The 20,145-nt window shown below is 48.4% G+C and carries 14 protein-coding genes; 10 read left to right on the top strand and 4 right to left on the bottom strand.

Translation table 11 applies throughout. From position 1 onward, the window contains the following. Positions 1–189: 189 nt before the first annotated feature. Positions 190–2,907, bottom strand: a complete 2,718-nt coding sequence (gene acnA / locus ACSQ8O_RS33210) for an aconitate hydratase AcnA (RefSeq protein WP_436245175.1) — start codon at positions 2,905–2,907, stop codon at positions 190–192. Positions 2,908–3,141: 234 nt separating this feature from the next. Here acnA and ACSQ8O_RS33215 point away from each other — a divergent pair, with 234 nt between their 5' ends. The 10 genes from ACSQ8O_RS33215 to ACSQ8O_RS33260 all read left to right on the top strand — a co-directional run bounded on the left by ACSQ8O_RS33215 (position 3,142) and on the right by ACSQ8O_RS33260 (position 13,272). Continuing rightward, on the top strand, positions 3,142–4,164 hold the full coding sequence (locus tag ACSQ8O_RS33215) for an amidase domain-containing protein (protein WP_436245176.1): 1,023 nt from the start codon (positions 3,142–3,144) through the stop codon (positions 4,162–4,164). Positions 4,165–4,204: 40 nt separating this feature from the next. Next, entirely contained in the window at positions 4,205–5,347 is a 1,143-nt protein-coding gene (locus ACSQ8O_RS33220; RefSeq protein WP_436245177.1) for a D-alanine--D-alanine ligase, read from the top strand. Positions 5,348–5,354: 7 nt separating this feature from the next. Then, positions 5,355–5,672: a hypothetical protein gene (locus tag ACSQ8O_RS33225; protein ID WP_056617576.1), complete on the top strand. Its 318-nt coding sequence runs from the start codon at positions 5,355–5,357 to the stop codon at positions 5,670–5,672. A gap of 246 nt (positions 5,673–5,918) precedes the next feature. Next, positions 5,919–6,908, top strand: a complete 990-nt coding sequence (gene uvsE, locus ACSQ8O_RS33230) for a UV DNA damage repair endonuclease UvsE (RefSeq protein WP_436245178.1) — start codon at positions 5,919–5,921, stop codon at positions 6,906–6,908. Positions 6,909–6,999: 91 nt separating this feature from the next. Then, positions 7,000–7,770: an enoyl-ACP reductase FabI gene (fabI, locus tag ACSQ8O_RS33235; protein WP_028555353.1), complete on the top strand. Its 771-nt coding sequence runs from the start codon at positions 7,000–7,002 to the stop codon at positions 7,768–7,770. A gap of 195 nt (positions 7,771–7,965) precedes the next feature. Continuing rightward, complete coding sequence (locus ACSQ8O_RS33240; protein ID WP_436245179.1) at positions 7,966–8,832, top strand: inositol monophosphatase family protein; 867 nt, start codon at positions 7,966–7,968, stop codon at positions 8,830–8,832. Between the two features lie 195 nt (positions 8,833–9,027). Next, positions 9,028–9,999, top strand: coding sequence for a sugar kinase (locus ACSQ8O_RS33245; RefSeq protein WP_436245180.1), 972 nt, complete (start codon positions 9,028–9,030; stop codon positions 9,997–9,999). Positions 10,000–10,062: 63 nt separating this feature from the next. Then, a complete protein-coding gene (locus ACSQ8O_RS33250; protein ID WP_436245181.1) occupies positions 10,063–10,725 on the top strand; it encodes a bifunctional 2-keto-4-hydroxyglutarate aldolase/2-keto-3-deoxy-6-phosphogluconate aldolase in 663 nt (220 codons plus the stop codon). Positions 10,726–10,794: 69 nt separating this feature from the next. Next, positions 10,795–11,667, top strand: coding sequence for a DinB family protein (locus tag ACSQ8O_RS33255; protein WP_436245182.1), 873 nt, complete (start codon positions 10,795–10,797; stop codon positions 11,665–11,667). Positions 11,668–11,793: 126 nt separating this feature from the next. Further along, a complete protein-coding gene (locus ACSQ8O_RS33260) occupies positions 11,794–13,272 on the top strand; it encodes an amidase family protein (protein ID WP_436245183.1) in 1,479 nt (492 codons plus the stop codon). Between the two features lie 165 nt (positions 13,273–13,437). Here the strand turns inward: ACSQ8O_RS33260 and ACSQ8O_RS33265 are convergent, their stop codons facing one another. The 3 genes from ACSQ8O_RS33265 to ACSQ8O_RS33275 form a co-directional block, all read right to left on the bottom strand. Continuing rightward, positions 13,438–13,563: a DUF6254 family protein gene (locus ACSQ8O_RS33265; protein ID WP_235549887.1), complete on the bottom strand. Its 126-nt coding sequence runs from the start codon at positions 13,561–13,563 to the stop codon at positions 13,438–13,440. Positions 13,564–13,707: 144 nt separating this feature from the next. After that, positions 13,708–18,237 (bottom strand): glutamate synthase-related protein, encoded by a 4,530-nt coding sequence (locus tag ACSQ8O_RS33270; protein ID WP_436245203.1) that lies wholly within the window; start codon positions 18,235–18,237, stop codon positions 13,708–13,710. 530 nt (positions 18,238–18,767) lie between these two features. Next, complete coding sequence (locus ACSQ8O_RS33275) at positions 18,768–20,114, bottom strand: glutamate-1-semialdehyde 2,1-aminomutase (RefSeq protein WP_436245184.1); 1,347 nt, start codon at positions 20,112–20,114, stop codon at positions 18,768–18,770. Between the last annotated feature and the right edge of the window lie 31 nt (positions 20,115–20,145).

Consider the following 20,145-nt stretch of genomic DNA (forward strand, 5'->3'; position numbering starts at 1 on the left):
ACATCGTCTCAACCCGCAGTTTCTGGAAATGTAAGTCAATCCCTTGGGGCAGTAAGGGTTGAGCAGGCTCAATTTTTGATGAAAATGAGCGAATTAATCACAACTATTTCCATAAATAGGAAAAAACCCGAGATGCCATGAAGGCAATCCCGAGCTTTTTTTTGTGTGTGTTTTGCTGGTTGTTTAGGATTAGTTTTTGTTTTCTGCAAGAATCGAACGAAGAACGGTTTGCAGGATACCACCATTACGGTAGTAGTCTACGTCTACCAAGCTATCCAAACGCACAAGAGCTGTGAATTCGAAGCTAGTGCCATCTTCACGAGTTGCAGTAACTTTTACTGTTGAACCTGGTTGTACGTCGTTGCTAAGGCCTGTGATGTCGAATGTTTCGCGGCCTGTAATACCTAGCGTTTTCCAGCTTTCGCCGTTAACGAATTGAAGTGGAAGAACACCCATTCCAACAAGGTTACTACGGTGGATACGCTCGAAGCTTTCAGCGATAACAGCTTTAACGCCTAGCAAGAAAGTACCTTTGGCTGCCCAGTCACGGGAAGAACCAGTTCCGTACTCTTTACCTGCGATAACGACAAGGTTTTGGCCTTCAGCTTGATACTTCATGGAAGCATCGTAGATGGATTCAACTTCGCCAGTTGGCAAGTAAGTTGTAACGCCGCCTTCAGTTCCTGGAGCCACTTGGTTACGAATACGAATGTTCGCGAACGTACCGCGCATCATCACTTCGTGGTTACCACGACGGGAACCGTAGGAGTTGAAGTCTTCTCTTTTTACACCATGGTTGATCAAGTATTGGCCTCCAGGGCTGTCTACTTTGATGTTACCAGCAGGGGAGATGTGATCCGTTGTTACGGAATCGCCCATAAGTGCTAGTGTTTTTGCGCTGCGGATATCAGCGATATCATCAAGAACTGTGCCTAGGTCTGTGAAGAAAGGAGGCTCTTGGATGTATGTGGAGTTCGTGTCGAACTCGTACAGATCGCCTTCAGGGATTTGAATTTGGTTGAAACGTTCGTTAGCGCGGAATACATTGCTGTATTTGTCGCGGAACATGTCAGGGCTCATAGCAATGTTAAGAGCATCTTGAATCTCTTGGTTTGTAGGCCAGATATCTTTCAAGTAGACAGGTTTACCAGTGTGGTCACTACCGATTGGATCTGTCGCAAGATCGATGTTCACAGTACCTGCAAGAGCATAAGCAACAACTAATGGAGGTGATCCAAGGTAGTTCGCTTTTACTTGTGCGTGTACGCGGCCTTCAAAGTTACGGTTACCGGAGATAACAGCAGCAACTGTCATATCGTTGTCGATAATCGCTTTGCTAACTTCGTCCGGAAGCGGACCGGAGTTACCGATACAAGTTGCACAGCCGTAACCTGCAACGTGGAAGCCAAGAGCTTCTAGGGACTCAAGAAGGCCTGCTTTAATCAGGTACTCAGTAACAACAAGGGAACCTGGAGTCAAAGAACTTTTTACGAAAGCTGGTTTTTTCAAACCGAGAGCTACCGCTTTTTTCGCTACGAGACCAGCACCGATCATAACGCTTGGGTTGGAAGTGTTCGTACAGGAAGTAATCGCCGCGATGACGACTGCGCCAGTACCCATTTTAACTGTTTCATTTGGATACACAACATCAACAACTTCAGCAACTTTCTCTTCGGTCAAGCCGTATCCGCCTTTTTCGATCGGTGTACGGATGATAGCGTTGAAAGATTCTTTCATGTTCGTAAGTTCTACGCGATCTTGCGGACGTTTAGGACCAGCTAAGCTTGGAACTACCGTGCTAAGATCAAGCTCAAGAACATCTGTGAACACTGGATCTGGTGTGCTGTCTGTGCGGAACATGCCTTGTGCTTTGTAATAAGCTTCTACAAGCGCGATTTGCTCTTCCTCACGGCCAGTAGCACGCAAGTAGTTCAATGTTTCGTTATCAACAGGGAAGAAACCGATTGTTGCGCCGTACTCAGGAGCCATGTTCGCAACTGTTGCACGGTCAGCCAAGGAAATGTTGCTTAGTCCAGGACCGAAGAACTCAACGAATTTACCAACAACGCCTTTTTTACGCAAAATTTGTGTAACTGTCAAAGCCAAGTCAGTTGCTGTAGCGCCTTCTGCCAATTGACCTGTCAATTTAAAACCAACAACGTCTGGAGCTACGAAGTATAGAGGTTGACCAAGCATACCAGCTTCCGCTTCGATACCGCCAACGCCCCAACCTACAACACCAAGACCGTTGATCATAGTTGTATGGGAGTCTGTACCTACGAGGGAATCCGGGTACACGACAGTTTCGCCGTCAATTGTTTTCGTAGCTGCAACAGATGCCAAGTACTCCAAGTTTACTTGGTGAACGATACCTGTTGAAGGTGGCACTGCACGGAAGTTATCAAATGCGGTTTGTGCCCAACGCAAGAAGCGGTAACGCTCTTCGTTTCTTTCGAATTCTAAGTTAATGTTCATGTCGAGTGCATCCGGGGAACCGAAAGCATCAACCATGACAGAGTGGTCAATTACAAGGTCAACAGGAACAAGTGGGTTAATACGTCTAGGATCTCCACCTTCACGAGCCATAGTCGCACGCATTGCCGCAAGGTCAACGACGACTGGAACGCCTGTGAAATCTTGAAGAACGATACGAGCAGGAATGAACGGAATTTCTTTGTTCTCATCGCGGCCTTCAGCCCAGCCAGCGATTTGCTTCACGTGCTCACTTGTAATCGCGCGACCGTCGAATTGACGAACGGCAGCTTCAAGCAATACGCGGATCGAAACTGGCAGATTGCTAATTGTGCCGTGACCTTGGCTTTCAAAGTCAGGAAGGCTGTAATACTGGAACGATTTCGTGCCGACAGTTAACTGCTTGCGCACAGAAAAAGAGTCCTTATTGGACATAGGTAGTTCCTCCTCAAATTATAATATCTAACCATGCCATCGAATTTCATCTAGTGAAACTCGATTTCATAATTCCCTCTACTTCAAGTATAGCGCTTCGCCACGTGTGAGTAAAGATTAATTTCAATCATTTTTACCGTCAAAATGTCATATATTGAATCAATTCAAAGCAATTCGGGCTTGTCCTAACAAAACGTATAAAAACCTTAATAAAAGCTAAGGAGGGATACCAAGATGTCCTGGAAAACAGCGCTCTACAATTACATTCATGCGAAAAATCAGGCTGAGCTTGAGGGCTCATCCGCACCCTTGGAAGCATTTGTCTCGGACAGCGCTTATGTACGGAAACAGGATGTCAAGGTGCGAAGGCTCCTGAACAGTTACCGAGAACGTGACGCTAAGCTGCTGCGCGGAGAAACCAAGCTCCGTATGCAAGGTGTTAAGGAATTGCCATATGGTATTATTGCGGATATCCAGTTGCATCGGTTTTTGACCTATCAAATTGGTTTAATAGAACATCAGGAGGAGCATATAGAGTCAGAACGCGTGATCATCGAGCAAAATGCTTTAGGCTGGAAAGTTCAAAGCGCGGAGCTTTTACAAAGCGAAAAGTCCCAGCCCAGCCGCGGCCGCAGCTTCCATTTGTCAGAGAATGAGACGTTCCTAGACACCCAGCGCAGCTCACCATCTCTTCCTTATATCAATCCTAGTATACGCAATACGAGTGGTCTGGAATCCGCTCACCGCAAAATCATTTATAATCGTCCCAAAGCCGTCCAATATGCGGAAAAATGGTGGCAAACACCGAATCCGAGTTATGAGTATTTTGAAGTAGATTGCACGAATTATGTCTCGCAATGCCTCTTTGCAGGCGGGGCTCCAATGGACTATACTGGGAAAAGGGATTCGGGCTGGTGGTATGCTGGCAAAAAAGGGCATCAAGAGCTTTGGAGCTATAGTTGGGCAGTAGCCAACAGCTTGCATCATTACTTGGAACGTCCTCATAAGCATGGTTTGACAGGTACAGTCGTTAAGGACGCTTGGGAGCTACAGCCAGGAGACACCATCAGCTATGATTGGGATGGCGATGGTCGCTTCCAGCACAATACAATCGTAATAGGTAAAGATGCCAATGGGATGCCGCTTGTTAATGCGCATACCTTTAATAGCCGTAATCGGTACTGGGCATACAAGGATTCACCTGCTTGGTCGGAACGGACGAAATACACGTTCATTCATGTTGCTGATGAAATGTAAGATGGCATAGAGATTTGTAAATACTAGACGGAGGTACGTAATGAGCCGCAAAATACGAATTGGTTTAATTTATGGAGGGAAATCCGGTGAGCATGACGTGTCTTTGCAAACAGCATTGGCGGTTATGAAAGCTGTGGACTTCACGAAATATGAGATAACACCGTTTTATATATCCAAAAAAGGCGAGTGGAGAAGCGGAACGCCGCTTTTAGGTCCTGCTGAGTCCAAGGAAGCGCTGACCTTCAGTACGGAAGATGCTGGAGCTCCTGCTTCCAACGCACTGGCACCGATTTTTGGTAGTATTCAAACGAAGGGTGACGTAGCTGTTTCTTCTATTACTTCTGCTGGAGCGGAGGATCTCGGACTAGATGTCGTATTCCCGCTATTACATGGAACGTTTGGGGAAGATGGGACGATTCAAGGACTTTTGGAGATGGCGAACATCCCATATGTAGGTGCTGGTGTACTGGCTTCTGCTGTCGGCATGGATAAAGTCATGATGAAGAAGGTTTTCGCGCAGGAAGGACTTCCGCAGTGCATTTTCCGCCATTTTACCCGTACCGAGTGGGAGAAGAACCGCGCTTATCACCTGATGGAACTGGAGACAGCGATTGGCTACCCATGCTTCGTGAAGCCGGCTAACTTAGGTTCAAGCGTTGGGATTTCCAAAGCTAGAAATCAAGAAGAGCTGATCGCGGCAGTTGCTTTTGCTTTCCAATATGATCGCAAAGTTATTATTGAAGAAAATATCGATGCCCGTGAAATCGAAGTTGCCGTTCTGGGGAATGATGAGCCTATCGCTTCGGTAGTAGGTGAGATCGTATCTTCGAATGAATTCTACGATTACAAAGCCAAATATCTGGATGGTAAATCAGCCATGATTATTCCTGCCGAGATCTCCCAAGAGGTGTCGGATGAGGTCAGAGCGCTGGCGCTTCGTGCGTTCCTGGCGGTTGATGGCAGCGGTTTGTCACGTGTGGACTTTTTCCTAGGCAAAATAGATCAGAAAATCTATATCAATGAAATTAATACGATGCCTGGCTTCACCCCATTCAGCATGTACCCATTGCTATGGCAAGAGACAGGTAAACCTTATAAAGAGCTGCTGGACGATCTTATTCGTTTGGCGCTTGAGCGCCACGCAGCTAAACAAAATATCCAATATTCTTTCGATGCGGAGTAGATAAACCATGGGTTTTCAAACGGAATTCAATTCAGTTTGTAAGTTTAAGTCCGAGCAAGAGCTCTACGAGCTGCTGGAGTATGGCCGCGGCAAAATGGTGAAAAGCGGCTTCCGCGTTTTCCCAACAGGCCAGAAGGTTATCGCGTACACGCCTGAGAATCAAGCGATCGCCATCGTGCGTATCGTTGCCTCCATCGCGGAAATCAATTTCCAAGGTGAAGAGGTTACACAAGTGGAAATGGAGCTCATTCGTCGGTTAACCGAAGAAGAAGCTCGTATTCAAACTTCGCTTGCGTTCGAAATGTTTTTCGGAGAGCAAGCATAGAGAAAGCCATCGTGCTTATTAATGGCATACCGGTAGTTATTGACCAACCGCAGGACACCTTAGCCGTTTGCAATCCAGCCGGTATACTTGCGCGTCAAGTGATTAAATACGAGCATTAATCAGATCTCCATCGTACAAAAGCCCCTTCTGACATTTAAATGTCGGAGGGGCTTTTTGTATGTACACCTTTTAGCTAGGGTAATCTAATACAATCCATTTGCAATCGAACCTGGAGGTTAACCGAACATGCTTATTCGCCTAGGATACGTAGCCATGTCCACTGTGGTAAAGAATGCTTCTCCGTCCAAGACGATGACGGCAACAAATTTCAGCAAGCTGCTCGATCGCGAGGCAGCTATTCGCAAGCTGCAGCGCATCGGCGCTGAGAACTTACATAATACGCTCCGATTGCTCAAACATAATCGTGCTCATGACATCATGGTGTTTAGATTTTCTTCCCGATTCATCCCGCTGATTGGCCATGAGATGCTGGGTGACTGGGACCCGATTCCATCCCTATCGGCGGAGTTTGAGGAGCTTGGCAGCTATGCCAAGCAGAATAACATGCGTGTTAGCTTCCATCCCGATCACTTCACCGTGCTCAGCACCGCGAGAAAGGATGTGCTCCAGAAATCGGTCGAAGACTTGGAACGTCACTCCGCCATGCTCAATGCCATGGGGCTTGGTATGGAAGCCATGTGCAACATCCATGTTGGCGGCTCCTATGGGGATAAAATTAAGTCCGCGAAGCGATTTGTTCAAAGCTTCACCGCCATGCGTATGCCCATTCAACAGCGAATCACGCTCGAAAATGACGACAAAACGTTCAATGCCCTTGAGACGCTCGAGATTGCTGAGGAAGTCGGTGCTCCCATGGTATTGGATGTGCATCATCATGCAGTCAATAACAATGGCGAAGACGCAGTCGAGCTGTGGCCTCGCATTCAAGAAACCTGGCTAAAACGCGCACGCTTGAACCTAGATGATGCATCATCCTCGCTCCCACCCAAAATTCACGTTTCCAGCCCCAAAGGCGAAACAGAACCAAGAAGTCATGCCGACTATGTGGAAGTAGGGCCCTTATACAATTTTCTAAAAGCTATAGCACCCATCACGCCAAAGCTCGATATCATGATCGAAGCGAAGATGAAGGATAGTGCTCTTTTCAAGCTCATGGAGGACCTCAAGGAACAAGAAGGCGTCACAGCCCTCAATGAAGCGTCGCTACAGCTCTAATCCCATATTTTTCTTGAATTGTTGGACAAAATGGGGTACTTTGGAGAATGAACGACTAACCATCCCATTGTGAGAGGGGCTTCTACGAACCATGAGTCAATTATTAAACGGAAAAAATATACTTGTAATGGGTGTTGCTAATGACCGCAGTATCGCTTGGGCCATTGCACAATCTTTAGCCGCGCAAGGCGCTAATTTGGTGTTCACGTTCGAAAACGAGCGCGTTGAAGAACGCGTACGCAAGCTTGCCGATACGATCCCAGGCTCCACGTTGATGCCTTGTAACGTAACCGTAGATGCTGAAATCGATACTTTGGCTTCTGCACTCAAAGAGAAGTTCGGAGTCGTGCATGGACTTGTACATAGTATTGCTTTTGCCAAAACAGAAGAGCTGGACGGGCTGTTTGTGGATACATCACGCGATGGTTTCGCGCTTGCGCATGATATCAGTGCTTACTCCCTCGTTGCAGTATCCAAACGTATTTACCCGCTGATGACCGAAGGCGGAAGCATTATGACGATGACGTACCTTGGCGCAGAGCGTGCTATGAAGAACTACAACGTGATGGGCGTTGCCAAAGCTGCGCTTGAAGCTAGCGTTCGTTACCTCGCGGCAGATCTTGGCCAATTCGGTATCCGCGTTAACGGCATCTCGGCTGGTCCAATCCGTACGTTGGCTGCCAAAGGCATCAAGGATTTCAACTCCATCCTGCGTCAAGTCGAAGAGAAAGCTCCACTTCGTAAAACGACAGATACAGCTGAAGTTGGCGATACGGCGATGTTCCTTATGAGTAATTTATCCCGTGGAATCACTGGCGAGGTTATTTATGTAGACGGCGGATACCACATCGTTGGTATATAAAAGGCTTTATTTTCATAGATAAAAGAAGATAGAAAACCGTACGGCGTTGGTGCCGATACGGTTTTTTTCGTTTAAATTCCACGCCAATGTGAAAATGTACGAATAAATTAGGATGAAACGCACTAGTATTAGAAACGTATAATTTACTATACTTAACGTAATATCTAAATTAATGAAAAGAAAGAGTTGATATATATGGTAAATGGTGGAACGGAATCATTTGTTGTTGGTAGTAAAAGTTTTACAGCTGTAGCTATTAATACGGCAGCTAAGGCAGGTCAGTGGATCAAAACCAAGCTCGGAGATATAAATCATGTAGGGACGAAATTCTCGGCTCAAGACCTCGTGACCGAGGTTGATAAAGGTTCTGAGAAGTTGATTCGTAATTTGATTATGACGCATTTCCCTAACCATTCCATCCTTGGGGAAGAAGGCGTAGAGCCAGGTCCTGAGGCGTCAGCCAAAGCATTGCAAGAAATGAGTGATGAAGAGTATCTCTGGATTGTAGATCCAATTGATGGCACGACGAACTTCGTTCATGGTTTTCCGTTCTTCTCCGTGTCGATTGCATTAGCGCATAAAGGGGAAGTCATCGTAGGCGTCGTTTACGACCCATCACGAGACGAATTATTCGTTGCTGAGAAGGGGAAAGGCGCTTATATGCACGGTAAAAAGACAGAGGTCTCCGAAGATGAGACGCTGCTTACCAGTTTAATCGCTACTGGATTCCCAGCTGACCGTGATGGAGCGCTGCCTATTAATCTGAAGGGCGTTCAGGCGCTTTCGCCGAAAGTTCGTAACATCCGTGTGGCAGGCTCCGCAGCGCTGCATTTGGCCTATGTGGCTGCTGGGCGTCTTAGCGGCTTTTGGGAAATTGGTCTCAACGCCTGGGACATTGCAGCAGGTGCCTTGCTCATTACAGAGTCAGGCGGTCGTGTGACGGATACGGAAGGCAAGCCTTACCACTTGGGCGTTCGTAACGTGATGGCGACGAATGGACGTATTCACGAAGAGTTCCAGAACGAGCTCGCAGTAGCTCAAGCGACAGGGTATGTGAAGTAAAAAAACCTCTTGCAAGGTCGTTTCCTCAGGGATGACTCAGCGAGAGGTTTTTTCCTCTATTTGGAACGGAGACAGCTCGTCGTAAAAGTCTGGTGAAATCCGTTCAAATCCACTATAATATGAGATATCTCATTTATTTAAACGTTTCAATTAACGGGACACGCGAGTCGTGATCGGAATGGATGGAGTGCTTCTATGTCGGTAAATACAGGATCAGGATCAGGACCAGATATTATTACGTTTGGAGAAACAATGGCTCTGCTTATGCCTTCAGGCGGTAAGGGCTTAGAGTACTCATCGGAGTTGCATAGCCTATTTGGCGGTGCAGAGAGCAATGTGGCGATCGGCATTTCACGCCTTGGCGGTCATGTAGGTTGGTTCGGCAGACTAGGTAAGGACCCGTTAGGTCGTATGATTTTCAAAAAAATCCGTGGTGAAGGTGTCGATGTTTCCCGTGCGGAATTGACGCCCGATGCGCCAACAGGACTCATGATGCGTGAAGTTCTAATGGGCAAAACGTCCGTTTACTACTATCGTAAAAACTCGGCAGCAAGTCAGATGAGCCCGAAACATTTGGATGAGGCGTACATCGCTGGGGCCAAAATATTGCATATTACCGGTATCACACCGGCTTTGAGTAAGTCGTGCAGAGAGGCAGCTTTTGAAGCAGTTCGCTTAGCTCGCAAGCATGGCGTGAAAGTTAGCTTTGATCCGAATCTGCGATTGAAGTTATGGAGCATCGAGGAAGCGCGTCCTGTGCTGCTTGAGCTGGCGAAGCTTTCGGATATTTTCCTGCCAGGTCTGGACGAGCTGAAACTGCTGTACCAAACAGAGGACTGGGATGTCATTGTTAGCAAGCTGCGCGAATTGTCGGCCGTTTCCATCGTCAAGGGTGGAGAAGATGTGACGTATGTTGTGACAGCAGATACGATTACAACAGTGCCTTACTTTAAAGCAGAGCAAGTCATTGATACCGTTGGTGCGGGCGATGGGTTCTGTGCGGGCTTTTTGGTGGGCGTGCTGAAAGCGTATGAGTACCCTGAGGCTGTTCGCATTGGGAATCTGGTGGGTTCCATGATCGTGCAGACGGAAGGCGACTGGGAAGGCGCTCCGACGTGGGAGCAAGTGGCAGCGGTACTTAACAACATTAAACATATTGAACGTTAATTATTCGGAAGAAGATACGGAACCTAAATCATACATGCTTACACATAGAAGGGAAGTTGACCAGTGAAGAAACTTCAATTACTTCAGCAAATTACAAATGAGGGCGTCGTTGCCGTCCTACGCGGAGATACACCAGAAGAAGTCGTCGAAATGGCGGATCAAGCGATCGCCGGCGGTATCAAAGTCATCGAAGTCACGATGACGGTGCCTTTCGCACTGCGCGCGATCGAGGAGCTGGCGAAGCGCTACTCGAGCACAACGAAGGACGCGTCTAAGTACGCGATTATCGGGGTGGGCACAGCCCTTGACCCCGAAACGGCGCGTGCCGCGATCCTTAGCGGGGCCGAGTTCGTTGTCGGCCCATCTTTGAACCCAAGCACGGTTACACTGTGTAACCGGTATCGTGTGCCGATCATGCCAGGGTGCATGACCATTGCTGATATCCAAGCCGCGCTAGAGCTTGGCGTGGACATCGTGAAGCTTTTCCCGGGTAATCTGTACTCCCCGGCGATGATTAAGGCCATTAAAGGTCCGCTGCCACAGGCGAACATTATGCCTACTGGCGGGGTTTCGCTGAGCAACCTCGGCGAATGGATCCAGGCCGGCGCAGTTGCCGTCGGCATCGGCTCCGATTTGACTAGCGAAGCGGTCAAAACAGGAAACTACAGCCTTGTTGCGAAGAAGGCTGCGCAATATATTGAGGCCTACCAAGCGGCCAAGAAGTAGGCATTTACATGCGCTCCGTCGAAATTAGGACGGAGCGTATTTTTTTGTGCGGAAATGGAGGCAGGGCATATGGAGCAGAACGGTCGGGCTAGATTGTTGCTCAACGTGAGCAATTTGGAGACGTCGATAGCTTTTTATAGAAGTCAGCTAGGTTGGGAGTTGCTTGAGCAGGATGAGGGGGGCTGTGCGGCATTGCTGCACATGGATGATACAGCAGATGAGGCTGTTCTAGTCGTGAAGGGGTGTGAAGCGAATGAGGCTCTGAACCGTTGGTTAAGACCGAATTACAGCGCAGCACAAGCTGGAGGCCTTGTTTACATTGGTGTAGCTTCTGTAGCTGACGTGGAGTCGAACTTGCTCGCCAGAGGCTTCCAGCAGGCCATAGGGAGTCAGGAGTCAGAGCATATTCGTGAACGCCATGTTCCGACCCTTGATGGGTATACACTGGTCTACTGGGAAGAGCTGTTTCCATCTCATATCGAAATTATGAAGATGTATGAAGCGGGCTTGGAAGAGTTACATCAAGCCATTGACGGCTTATCCGATGCACAGCTTAACTTACGTGAAGTTCATGACAAGTGGTCGATACGTGAGCATGTGCTGCATCTGATCGATTTGGAGCTGATCACCATGCACAAAGTGAAATTTGCACTTGCGGAACCGGGGCGGATGTACACAGGAAATTCGTTTCAACCAGATGATTGGCATCAGGGACTCCAGTATGCAGAGCGGCCAATCGCTGCCGAAGTTCTGTTATTTGGAGCGGCAAGGCAGCATATTATTGAGCTGTGCAAGTATCTTCCAGATGCATTAGACCGCACCATACGGACGACGAATCGGGAAGAAGCCGTTGCACAATTGCTGAAAATGATGGTTGGACATGCCAAGCATCATTTGCGTGCAGTCGAGCGAATTTGCAAGCTGCATGGGGTTCGTAGCTAGGGGATATGCACAGGGAATTACCGCCTAATTCGACTATAGTTAATCTTTCTATATGTGCCCTATCCCTGCTTATGGTAAGTTCTATACAACAAGTAAGTGACGAAGAAGCAGTTGGAGGTCGATCAAGTGATTAAGCATCTAAAGGATTGGATTGTAGAGGCGGATATAGCAAGTATGCAAGCTGCCATGGAGACAGGCTCAGTAACCTCAGAGGAGCTTGTTCGTGAATATTTAGAGCGAATTGACAAGTATGATTCTACCATCAATGCAATCTTAGAAATCAATCCCGACGCGATTCAAATCGCAAAGGGCTTAGATAAAGAACGCGAGGAAACTGGGAGCCGAGGGAACTTACACGGGATACCGATTCTTCTAAAAGATAATATCGATACACACGATAACATGCATACGAGTGCTGGATCGATTGCGCTGGCGGATTCGTATGCGGCTAAGGATTCATTTGTAGCCGCCAAACTGCGAGCAGCAGGTGCCGTTTTGCTTGGGAAAACGAATATGTCGGAATGGTCGAATTTTATGTCCAGCTCCATGCCCGCAGGATATAGTTCCCGGGGCGGGCAAGTGCTAAACCCATATGGTCCCGGGGAAATGTTCGTGAGCGGTTCTAGCTCAGGTTCGGCAGCGGCAATAGCTGCAAATCTAGGTGCTGCTTCGTTAGGTACAGAGACGGCAGGTTCAATTGTTGGACCAGCAAGCCAGCATTATGTAGTGGGGATCAAGCCTACTGTTGGTCTAGTGAGCCGTACGGGGATTATCCCGATCTCAAGCAGTCAGGATACCCCTGGACCGATAGCTAGGACGGTTAAAGATGCAGTTATTTTGTTAGGGGCATTAACAGGTGCTGACAGCGAGGATCCGGCTACGCTAGCGAGCAGAAAAGTCGCTTGGCAAGACTACACACCGTTTTTGGATGCAAGTTTTGTACGAAAGGCCAGAATCGGTATTCCGCGGCATTATTATCAACATTTGGACAAAGGAAGATTAGCCATTATGGAAGCCGCCATTGCAACATTGACAAAGGAAGGCGCAACAATCGTAGATCCGGTTAGCTTACACGTGGAACAGCAAAACTGGAACAATGATGCCATCACCTATGAATTCAAAAAAGGCCTGAATGCCTATTTATCGCGACTGGCTGAAGACATACCTGTTCACTCTTTGGAAGAGCTGATAGCGTATAACCACAACCATGCAGAGGCTGCTCTGCAATTCGGGCAGGACACACTCGTTCGCTCACAAGAAACGACCTTGACGGAGGAAACCTATCGTCAGAAGATACAAGCCTACAAGGAACTGCCTCTCCAGCAAGGAATCGACTATGCACTAGACCAAGATGACCTGGATGCGCTCTTGCTCCCAGGTGATGTGGATGGTCTGTATATCGCGGCGCGATTGGGCTACCCGTTGATTTCCGTTCCTGCCGGGTACTCCATAGAAGGAGTTACCGACGCACGGGGCAATTCGACCTCCGGGCCCTTTGGTGTTGTTTTTTCGGGCAGAGCCTTCAGTGAACCGACTTTGATCCAAATCGCCTACGGCTTTGAACAAGCTACACATCACCGTGTTCCGCCTGATTTAGACAAGTAAATAAGCGTTGGTGATAGGATCCACAAGCCGGTAACGAGCGCTATGCCTCTCCTGCATACCCAGCCCAACACAAAGAACCCGAAAACCTTATTTCCTTAGAAATAGGTCGAACGGGCTCTTTGTGTTGGTCCCTCTAACGTGTGGGAGAAGAGGGGGAGATCCTAGTTACTTGTTTTCCGCATCATACTCACTGGCGAACTCGGCCAGGGCTTTCACCTTACCATGTGGTGGATGTTGAGCTTGTTTACGACCCTTCCATGCAGCTTCTTGGCGGCGCTTCGAGTGGCTCATAGCTGAAAACCTCCTGTGGTACGCGGATGGTGTTGCACTAATAAAATGCGATAGATGACTATATTTTATGCAACAATTACACGTACTTTTACGAAAAAACTCCACCAGACCAATGAAGGTCTGATGGAGTTTTGTGCAACGATACTATTCTGTAGCAACGGATTGGTCAGCTTGCATGTTGACCGGGGAGATCCGAATGAAGTTAGCTTCTAGATTGCTTAGCAAACCTTCGATTTTCGCCGCGGCTTCGGATTGACCGGAGTTCGCAAGCTCAGCGTGGTAAGCAGTGAGCAATTCAGTAAGATCTTTTTTACTTTGAAGGCCGATAGGCTCAAGTTTAACTTTGGCACCTTTAGCAATACGACGTTCGATAGCTGCTTGATCAAGACCCATTTCTGGCACTAGACGTTGGTAGATAACCCCACCTGTCATACCTGCACAGATCCATGGACCTGGATCGCCCATAACAACGGCACGGCCGTTTGTCATGTACTCGAACGCAAAGCCTTTAAGGTTTGCACGAGCTGCTAGACCGCCAAGCTCATCTTGCAGAGGCGTTGTGATCTCGCCGCCGAATACAACGTCAGCACCGGAGAAACGGATACATGCACGTGTATCTGCACTGCCTTGGATCAAGAACAAACCTTTTTGAGCGCCGTAACCGAACGATTTACCAACGCTACCATTGATGAAGGTATTGTTTTTGCCAAGTGATTTCACGATAGCTACTTTACCGCCGAAGGCCATTTTACCAAGACCGTCTTCAGCACCGCCGTGTACTGTAATGTCTACGCCACGCGCATTGAATGCGGCAAGACCGTTACCAGGAACGGAACCATCGATCAAGTTAAGTGCAACTGCTGGAAGCTCATCGTAGCTGCCGTTGAAACGGTCTCTTACGCGATGGCTGGAATAACGAGTTCCAAGGATACGGGACTCGGCGTCCACTTTGGACCAGTTGCGAACGACAGGAGCATCGAACGATACGGAATCTGGGAAGAATTCAAGTCCTTCAGCACCTGCCGCGATACGGATATCGGACGAAACTGCTGCTGCTTCAGCCGCTCTTGTCTCTTCAGAGATGAACTGTAATGGAGCTGGACGAAGAATATCGGACAAATCTATACGCTCGATGTGGCTGATCTGCTCCAAAAGATCAGAACGGCCAACAAGTTCTTGTAAACTTTTGAAACCAAGGGAAGCAACGACTTCACGTACTTCTTCACCCATCGAACCGAACAAACGAACCAAGCTGTCAACAGCTAGATCAAATTGACGAGGTACGAAACGGCGAAGACCTTTTTCTTCGGCTTCTTCCATGGAATCGATTTGTGTTGCAATACCAACGTGACAAGTGTCCAAATGACAACCGCGACATGTTGTACAACCAATGGATTGCATAGCGATACTACCAAAACCAGCACGGTTTGCACCAAGCATAACCATTTTAACAACGTCAGCGCCTGATTTCAGACCGCCATCGGACCACAGCTCAACGCGGTGACGAAGACCAGCTTCAATTAAAGCAACGTGAGCAAGTTTAGTTCCGATTTCCGTTGGAAGACCAACGTGCGTCAAAGAGTGAATACGAGCCGCACCAGTACCGCCGTCGAAACCAGAAAGGGTAATAACGTCAGCGCCAGCTTTGGCAACACCAACGGCAATCGTACCAATACCAGGAACAACTGGGATTTTCACGATAATTTTGGCTTTACGACCGCTACCTTCTTTAAGCTCGGAAATGATTTGCGCCAAATCCTCGATCGAGTAAATATCATGGTTATTGGACGGTGAGATCAAGTCTGAACCGATTGTAGCGTTACGAGCTTCAGCGATTTTCGCTGTAACTTTGGAACCTGGTAAGTGACCACCTTCACCTGGCTTTGCCCCTTGACCAATTTTGATCTCAAGGAAAGCTACTGCGTTAGCAAGCTCAATGTTAACACCGAAACGTCCGGAAGCGACTTGTGCTCCGCGCGTTCTTTTGTAACGGCCAAGCATATCTTTAATCTCTCCGCCCTCGCCGTTCATGGTAACCATGTTCAGGCGTTCGCCGGCTTCAGCGTAGGCACGGAAAGCTGTTTCGTTTTGTGAACCGAAGGACATCGAAGAGATCAACATCGGCAAGGAATGACCGCCAATGGAAATATCAACTTGCGACGGATCAAGTGGTTGACGACCATCGCTGATTGCTTTGAAGCCCGCAATGTGACGAATGGAAATCGGATTCTTCTTCTCTTCTTCGCGCAGTTTGTCGCGGTAGTCGCTGTAAGGAGCAGCTCCTGATGCAGCATCGCCTAGCGCTTTCCACATACGTTGGAAGAAACGGAAGTTTTTCGCTGCTTTCGCTTTCGGGTTGATGAAATCTGCGTAACGAGCTTCAGCTTCAGCTTCAAGCTGAGCAAAGCCAGTACCTGCTTTTTCACTACCAAGGTAGTTCACGATATCCAGTACCTCAGATACTTCCGGATGGAAGCCGATGGAGGAGAAGAAACGTGTGTACCCGCGAAGCTCATGCGTACCGATCGTTGAAATGACTTTTTCAAGCCCTTTCGTAAGTGCCGCGTATACTTTACGTGCTGCTGCTGCGTTGCCTTCTTTATCAGAAGCCGTGGAGAACAACAAGTAAGGTGAGATAACATCTGCACCGAGACCACAAGCTACCGCGATATCATGCAGACTGCGAATAGCAGCTGAACGAAGAATCAGTGTAACTTGACGGCGCAGGTTGTCGCCGAAACCGAGTTTTTCTGCACGAAGTGCGATATCGATTTTGGAAACAGCAAGGTGCGGATCCAGCCACAGACGGTCGTTTTGGTGAGCTTCTGAATCGTCCAAGACGAGCAGCACCGCGCCATTACGAACAGCTGAGATCGCATCGGCAGCAAGTGCAGCCAAACCATCCTTCAGCGAAGTCCCTCTAGCGAAAGTTGTGGATAGAACAGCTACTTTGTTATCGCCTTGTGCACGGAATTGTGCAAGCAATTGCTCCAATGATGGTTGGGACAGGTTTTCTTCGCTGCCTACACCGTTCGTTCCTTCAAGAACAAGCGGAGTAAGAAGCTCAAGACGAAGGTTGTTATCCACCTGTGCAAATACCGGAAGACGAGCTCCAGCAATAACACGTGTAGAGAAGTGTTCCATTTCACGGTCACGGTCAATAGCCGGATTCGTAACAACAGCAACACTTTCTTTAATGAAGTCAGGCACGTTCTGGCGTTCCCACGCAAGAGCTGCATGAGGTGAATCATGGCCCAATGAACGAATGGGCTCAGCGCCTGTTTCGGACATGGATTCGATGTGTGAAATACCATCACGGTCCCAACCAAATGAACTGTACACTTGATCAGTTGTAACAATATTCTCATTAAGCTCAGCTTCTGTATTCGTTTGAGTAGGGTTCAAATACGAGCGGAGACCGCCAATATTTACACGCTTGCTCACACGCTCATACACGAGGGATTGAACTTCATGATAAGGAATTACTTGAATGTGCTCGCCTGGTGTTAGAACAACACCGACTTTCTCACCTGGTGCGATTGGCTTCGGATCAGCAACCATTTCGCCAACCGTAATGACACCTTGCTCCGATGAGAAGTACAGGGACGTGTCACTTTCAACCATCCAAACAGGACGAAGACCTAACGCATCTACGCTGAAAATACACTCGTTACCGTAACGGGAAACGATACCTGCTGGACCTTGTGCAAAGTGACCCCATACTTGACGGTAGTACACATAAAGATCTTGAAGTTCCGGACGGAACTGTTTCATTTCATTAATAATAGGAGGGAACACCATTTCCATCGCTTCGAAAAGGGACAATCCAAAACGGTGAATGAACGTTTCAATCGTTCTGTTCATGTCTTGGGAGTCAGACCCGCCGCTTACAAGCGGAACGCCAACCATGTCAGCTTCAAGGCGAAGTTTCTTCACCGTGTTAATTTCACCGTTATGTCCAAGTAGGGAGAACGGTTGAACGCGGAAGAAGCTGGACAATGTGTTCGTTGAATAACGGTTATGACCAATCGTTACTTGGGATGCAAATAAAGGATCACGCAAGTCGTTAAAATATTTAGGTAGGATGCTAGCTGCACCTAGTACTTTGTAGGCAGATGTTACATTGCTAAGAGTAGCAACATGAACGTTGTAACGATCTTCAATCGCAATGTGCAGTTCATAAAGGTGATCGGCAACTTGACCTTCGGTCTTATTGCTGATAGCTGCAATTTGCCAGAACGTAGGCTCATCGAGCAAACCATTAGCGCCTAATGAGCCGCTATCAACTAGGTTTTCTTGCTCTAGAATAATGGATACATCATGGGAGGCAAAAAGCTCACGAATGCCGTTTTGAATCTCAGTAACAGTCAAATCCAACTTGCGTGGAACAAAGATGTGTCCAACGGAAAAACGGTTGTCATAAGCAAGTTTGCTGTCCAGACCCGCATCTGTTAGCTTCTTTTCCCAGAGAGCACGTGGAATATCTGTTAGAATACCGCAACCATCGCCTTCACCATTGATAAATCCAGAACGATGTTCCATTTTAACAAGGGCATCAATCGTCTTTTGGATGTTATCACGGGAAGGATGACCATTCTTCTCAATAATACAAATAATACCGCAGCTGTCGTGTTCGGTTCCTAGTAGATGTTGAAAACGGCCTTCATTACGCATAATTTCATTCATTGCTCTGGTCAGTCGCCTGACCGTCACCCCCCATACATATTTAAACTCCTCTTACTTACGCTTCTTGCATTCTGGCACGGTCGAGCCTGCTAGCCATCCTATTTCCGGGACAATTCCACATTGTGGGCTAAATCCGAAATATGCATAATTGTGTATAAAAATGCAATTCAACTGAATATCATACCAATTTACAGGAGATAAGTCTCTCGAAATACGGCATAAATCGACTCGTAGTAAAGTAAGGCATCACACACAAAAAACCATGCAGTATTTGTAAATCATGCCCTAAGTTTCTAGGAAAATACTGTGAAAACAAGCGATTTGGCTAAAAGGGTAAAAGTAATCTTAGAATAGCATGAAAAAGTTCATCCGACAATACTTGCAGACGGAAATCATAAATGTAAGCGTTACCTTTTTTGTATACAGGTGAATAAAAGTATAATTCTTACAACGCATGTTAGGGTAGAAAGACGAACGAACTACAATCCTAATAGGATCATAGTTCGTTTTTGGGACGACTATCGTGTTTTCATTATTCGGAAAGCTTGGTCTGCAGCCTCGAGCGTTTGAGTAATATCAGCCTCTGTATGGGCAATTGTCATGAACCAAGCTTCGTATTTGGAAGGGGCAAGATTAATGCCTTGCTCCAGCATAAGTCGGAAGAAATCGGCGAAGCGTTCGCCATCAGTATCTTGCGCTTCCTCATAATTGGTAATCGGATGATCACAAAAATGAGTAGAGAAGGCGCCGCCGATGCGGTTCAGCGTCAGGGCAATGCCATGGCGGGCGGCGGATTCGGAGATGCCATTCGCGAGTGTTGTACCAAGCTGCTCGAGCTTGGTGTAAACACCCGGCTGCTGGAGCACCTCCAAGCAGGCGATACCGGCGGAGATGGAGGCGGGATTCCCCGCCATCGTGCCGGCTTGATACGCAGGTCCGAGCGGCGCAACCTGCTCCATCACTTCCTTGCGGCCGCCGTAGGCCCCGATCGGCAGACCGCCGCCGATCACTTTGCCGAGGGCCGTCAGGTCAGGTTCCACGGCCGCGAAGCGCGCCGCGGCTTCTGTGGGTCCTCCCTCTAGGATAGGGAGGCCGTCGTAGGTCTGTGCCGTTCCGTAATGGAATCGGAACGCTGTGATGACCTCGTCGTAGATGACGAGGGCGCCGTGTTTGCGAGCAGCAGCGCAGAGCTGCTCGAGGTAACCGGCATGGGGCATAACCATGCCGAAGTTGCCGACGATGGGCTCGACCATCACCGCTGCAATGTCTTCACCCCAACGCGCAAGCGCTGCCTCTAGTGCCGGGATGTCGTTGAACGGCACGGTGATGACCTCTTGCGCGATGCTTGCCGGCACGCCTGCGCTGTCAGGCGTACCTAGGGTGGACGGCCCGGAGCCAGCCGCCACTAGTACGAGATCCGAGTGGCCGTGGTAGCACCCGGCAAACTTAATGATCTTGGTGCGCTTCGTGAACGCGCGCGCCACGCGAATCGTCGTCATCACGGCCTCGGTGCCGGAGTTGACGAAGCGCACTTTGTCGAGCGAGGGAATCGCTGACTTCAGCATTTTGGCGAACTCGATCTCGAGTTCGGTCGGGGTGCCGTACAGCGTGCCGTTCTGTGCGGCTCGGATAATCGCTTCAGTCACGTGCGGATGCGCGTGACCGGTAATGATAGGGCCATAGGCGGCGAGGTAGTCAATGAAGCGATTTCCGTCTACATCCCAGAAGTGTGCGCCTTGCGCACGCTTCATGAAGACGGGCGCGCCGCCGCCAACGGCTTTGAATGAGCGGGAAGGGGAGTTGACCCCGCCGACGATGTGTTGCAGTGCTTCTTGATACAGGAGTTCGGATTGCTTGCGTTCCATGACGATATCATTCCTTTATATGTAGTAGTGG

Origin of the sequence: Paenibacillus sp. LjRoot56 (assembly GCF_964253335.1) — a bacterium.
GTDB classification, from domain to species: domain Bacteria; phylum Bacillota; class Bacilli; order Paenibacillales; family NBRC-103111; genus Paenibacillus_E; species Paenibacillus_E allorhizoplanae.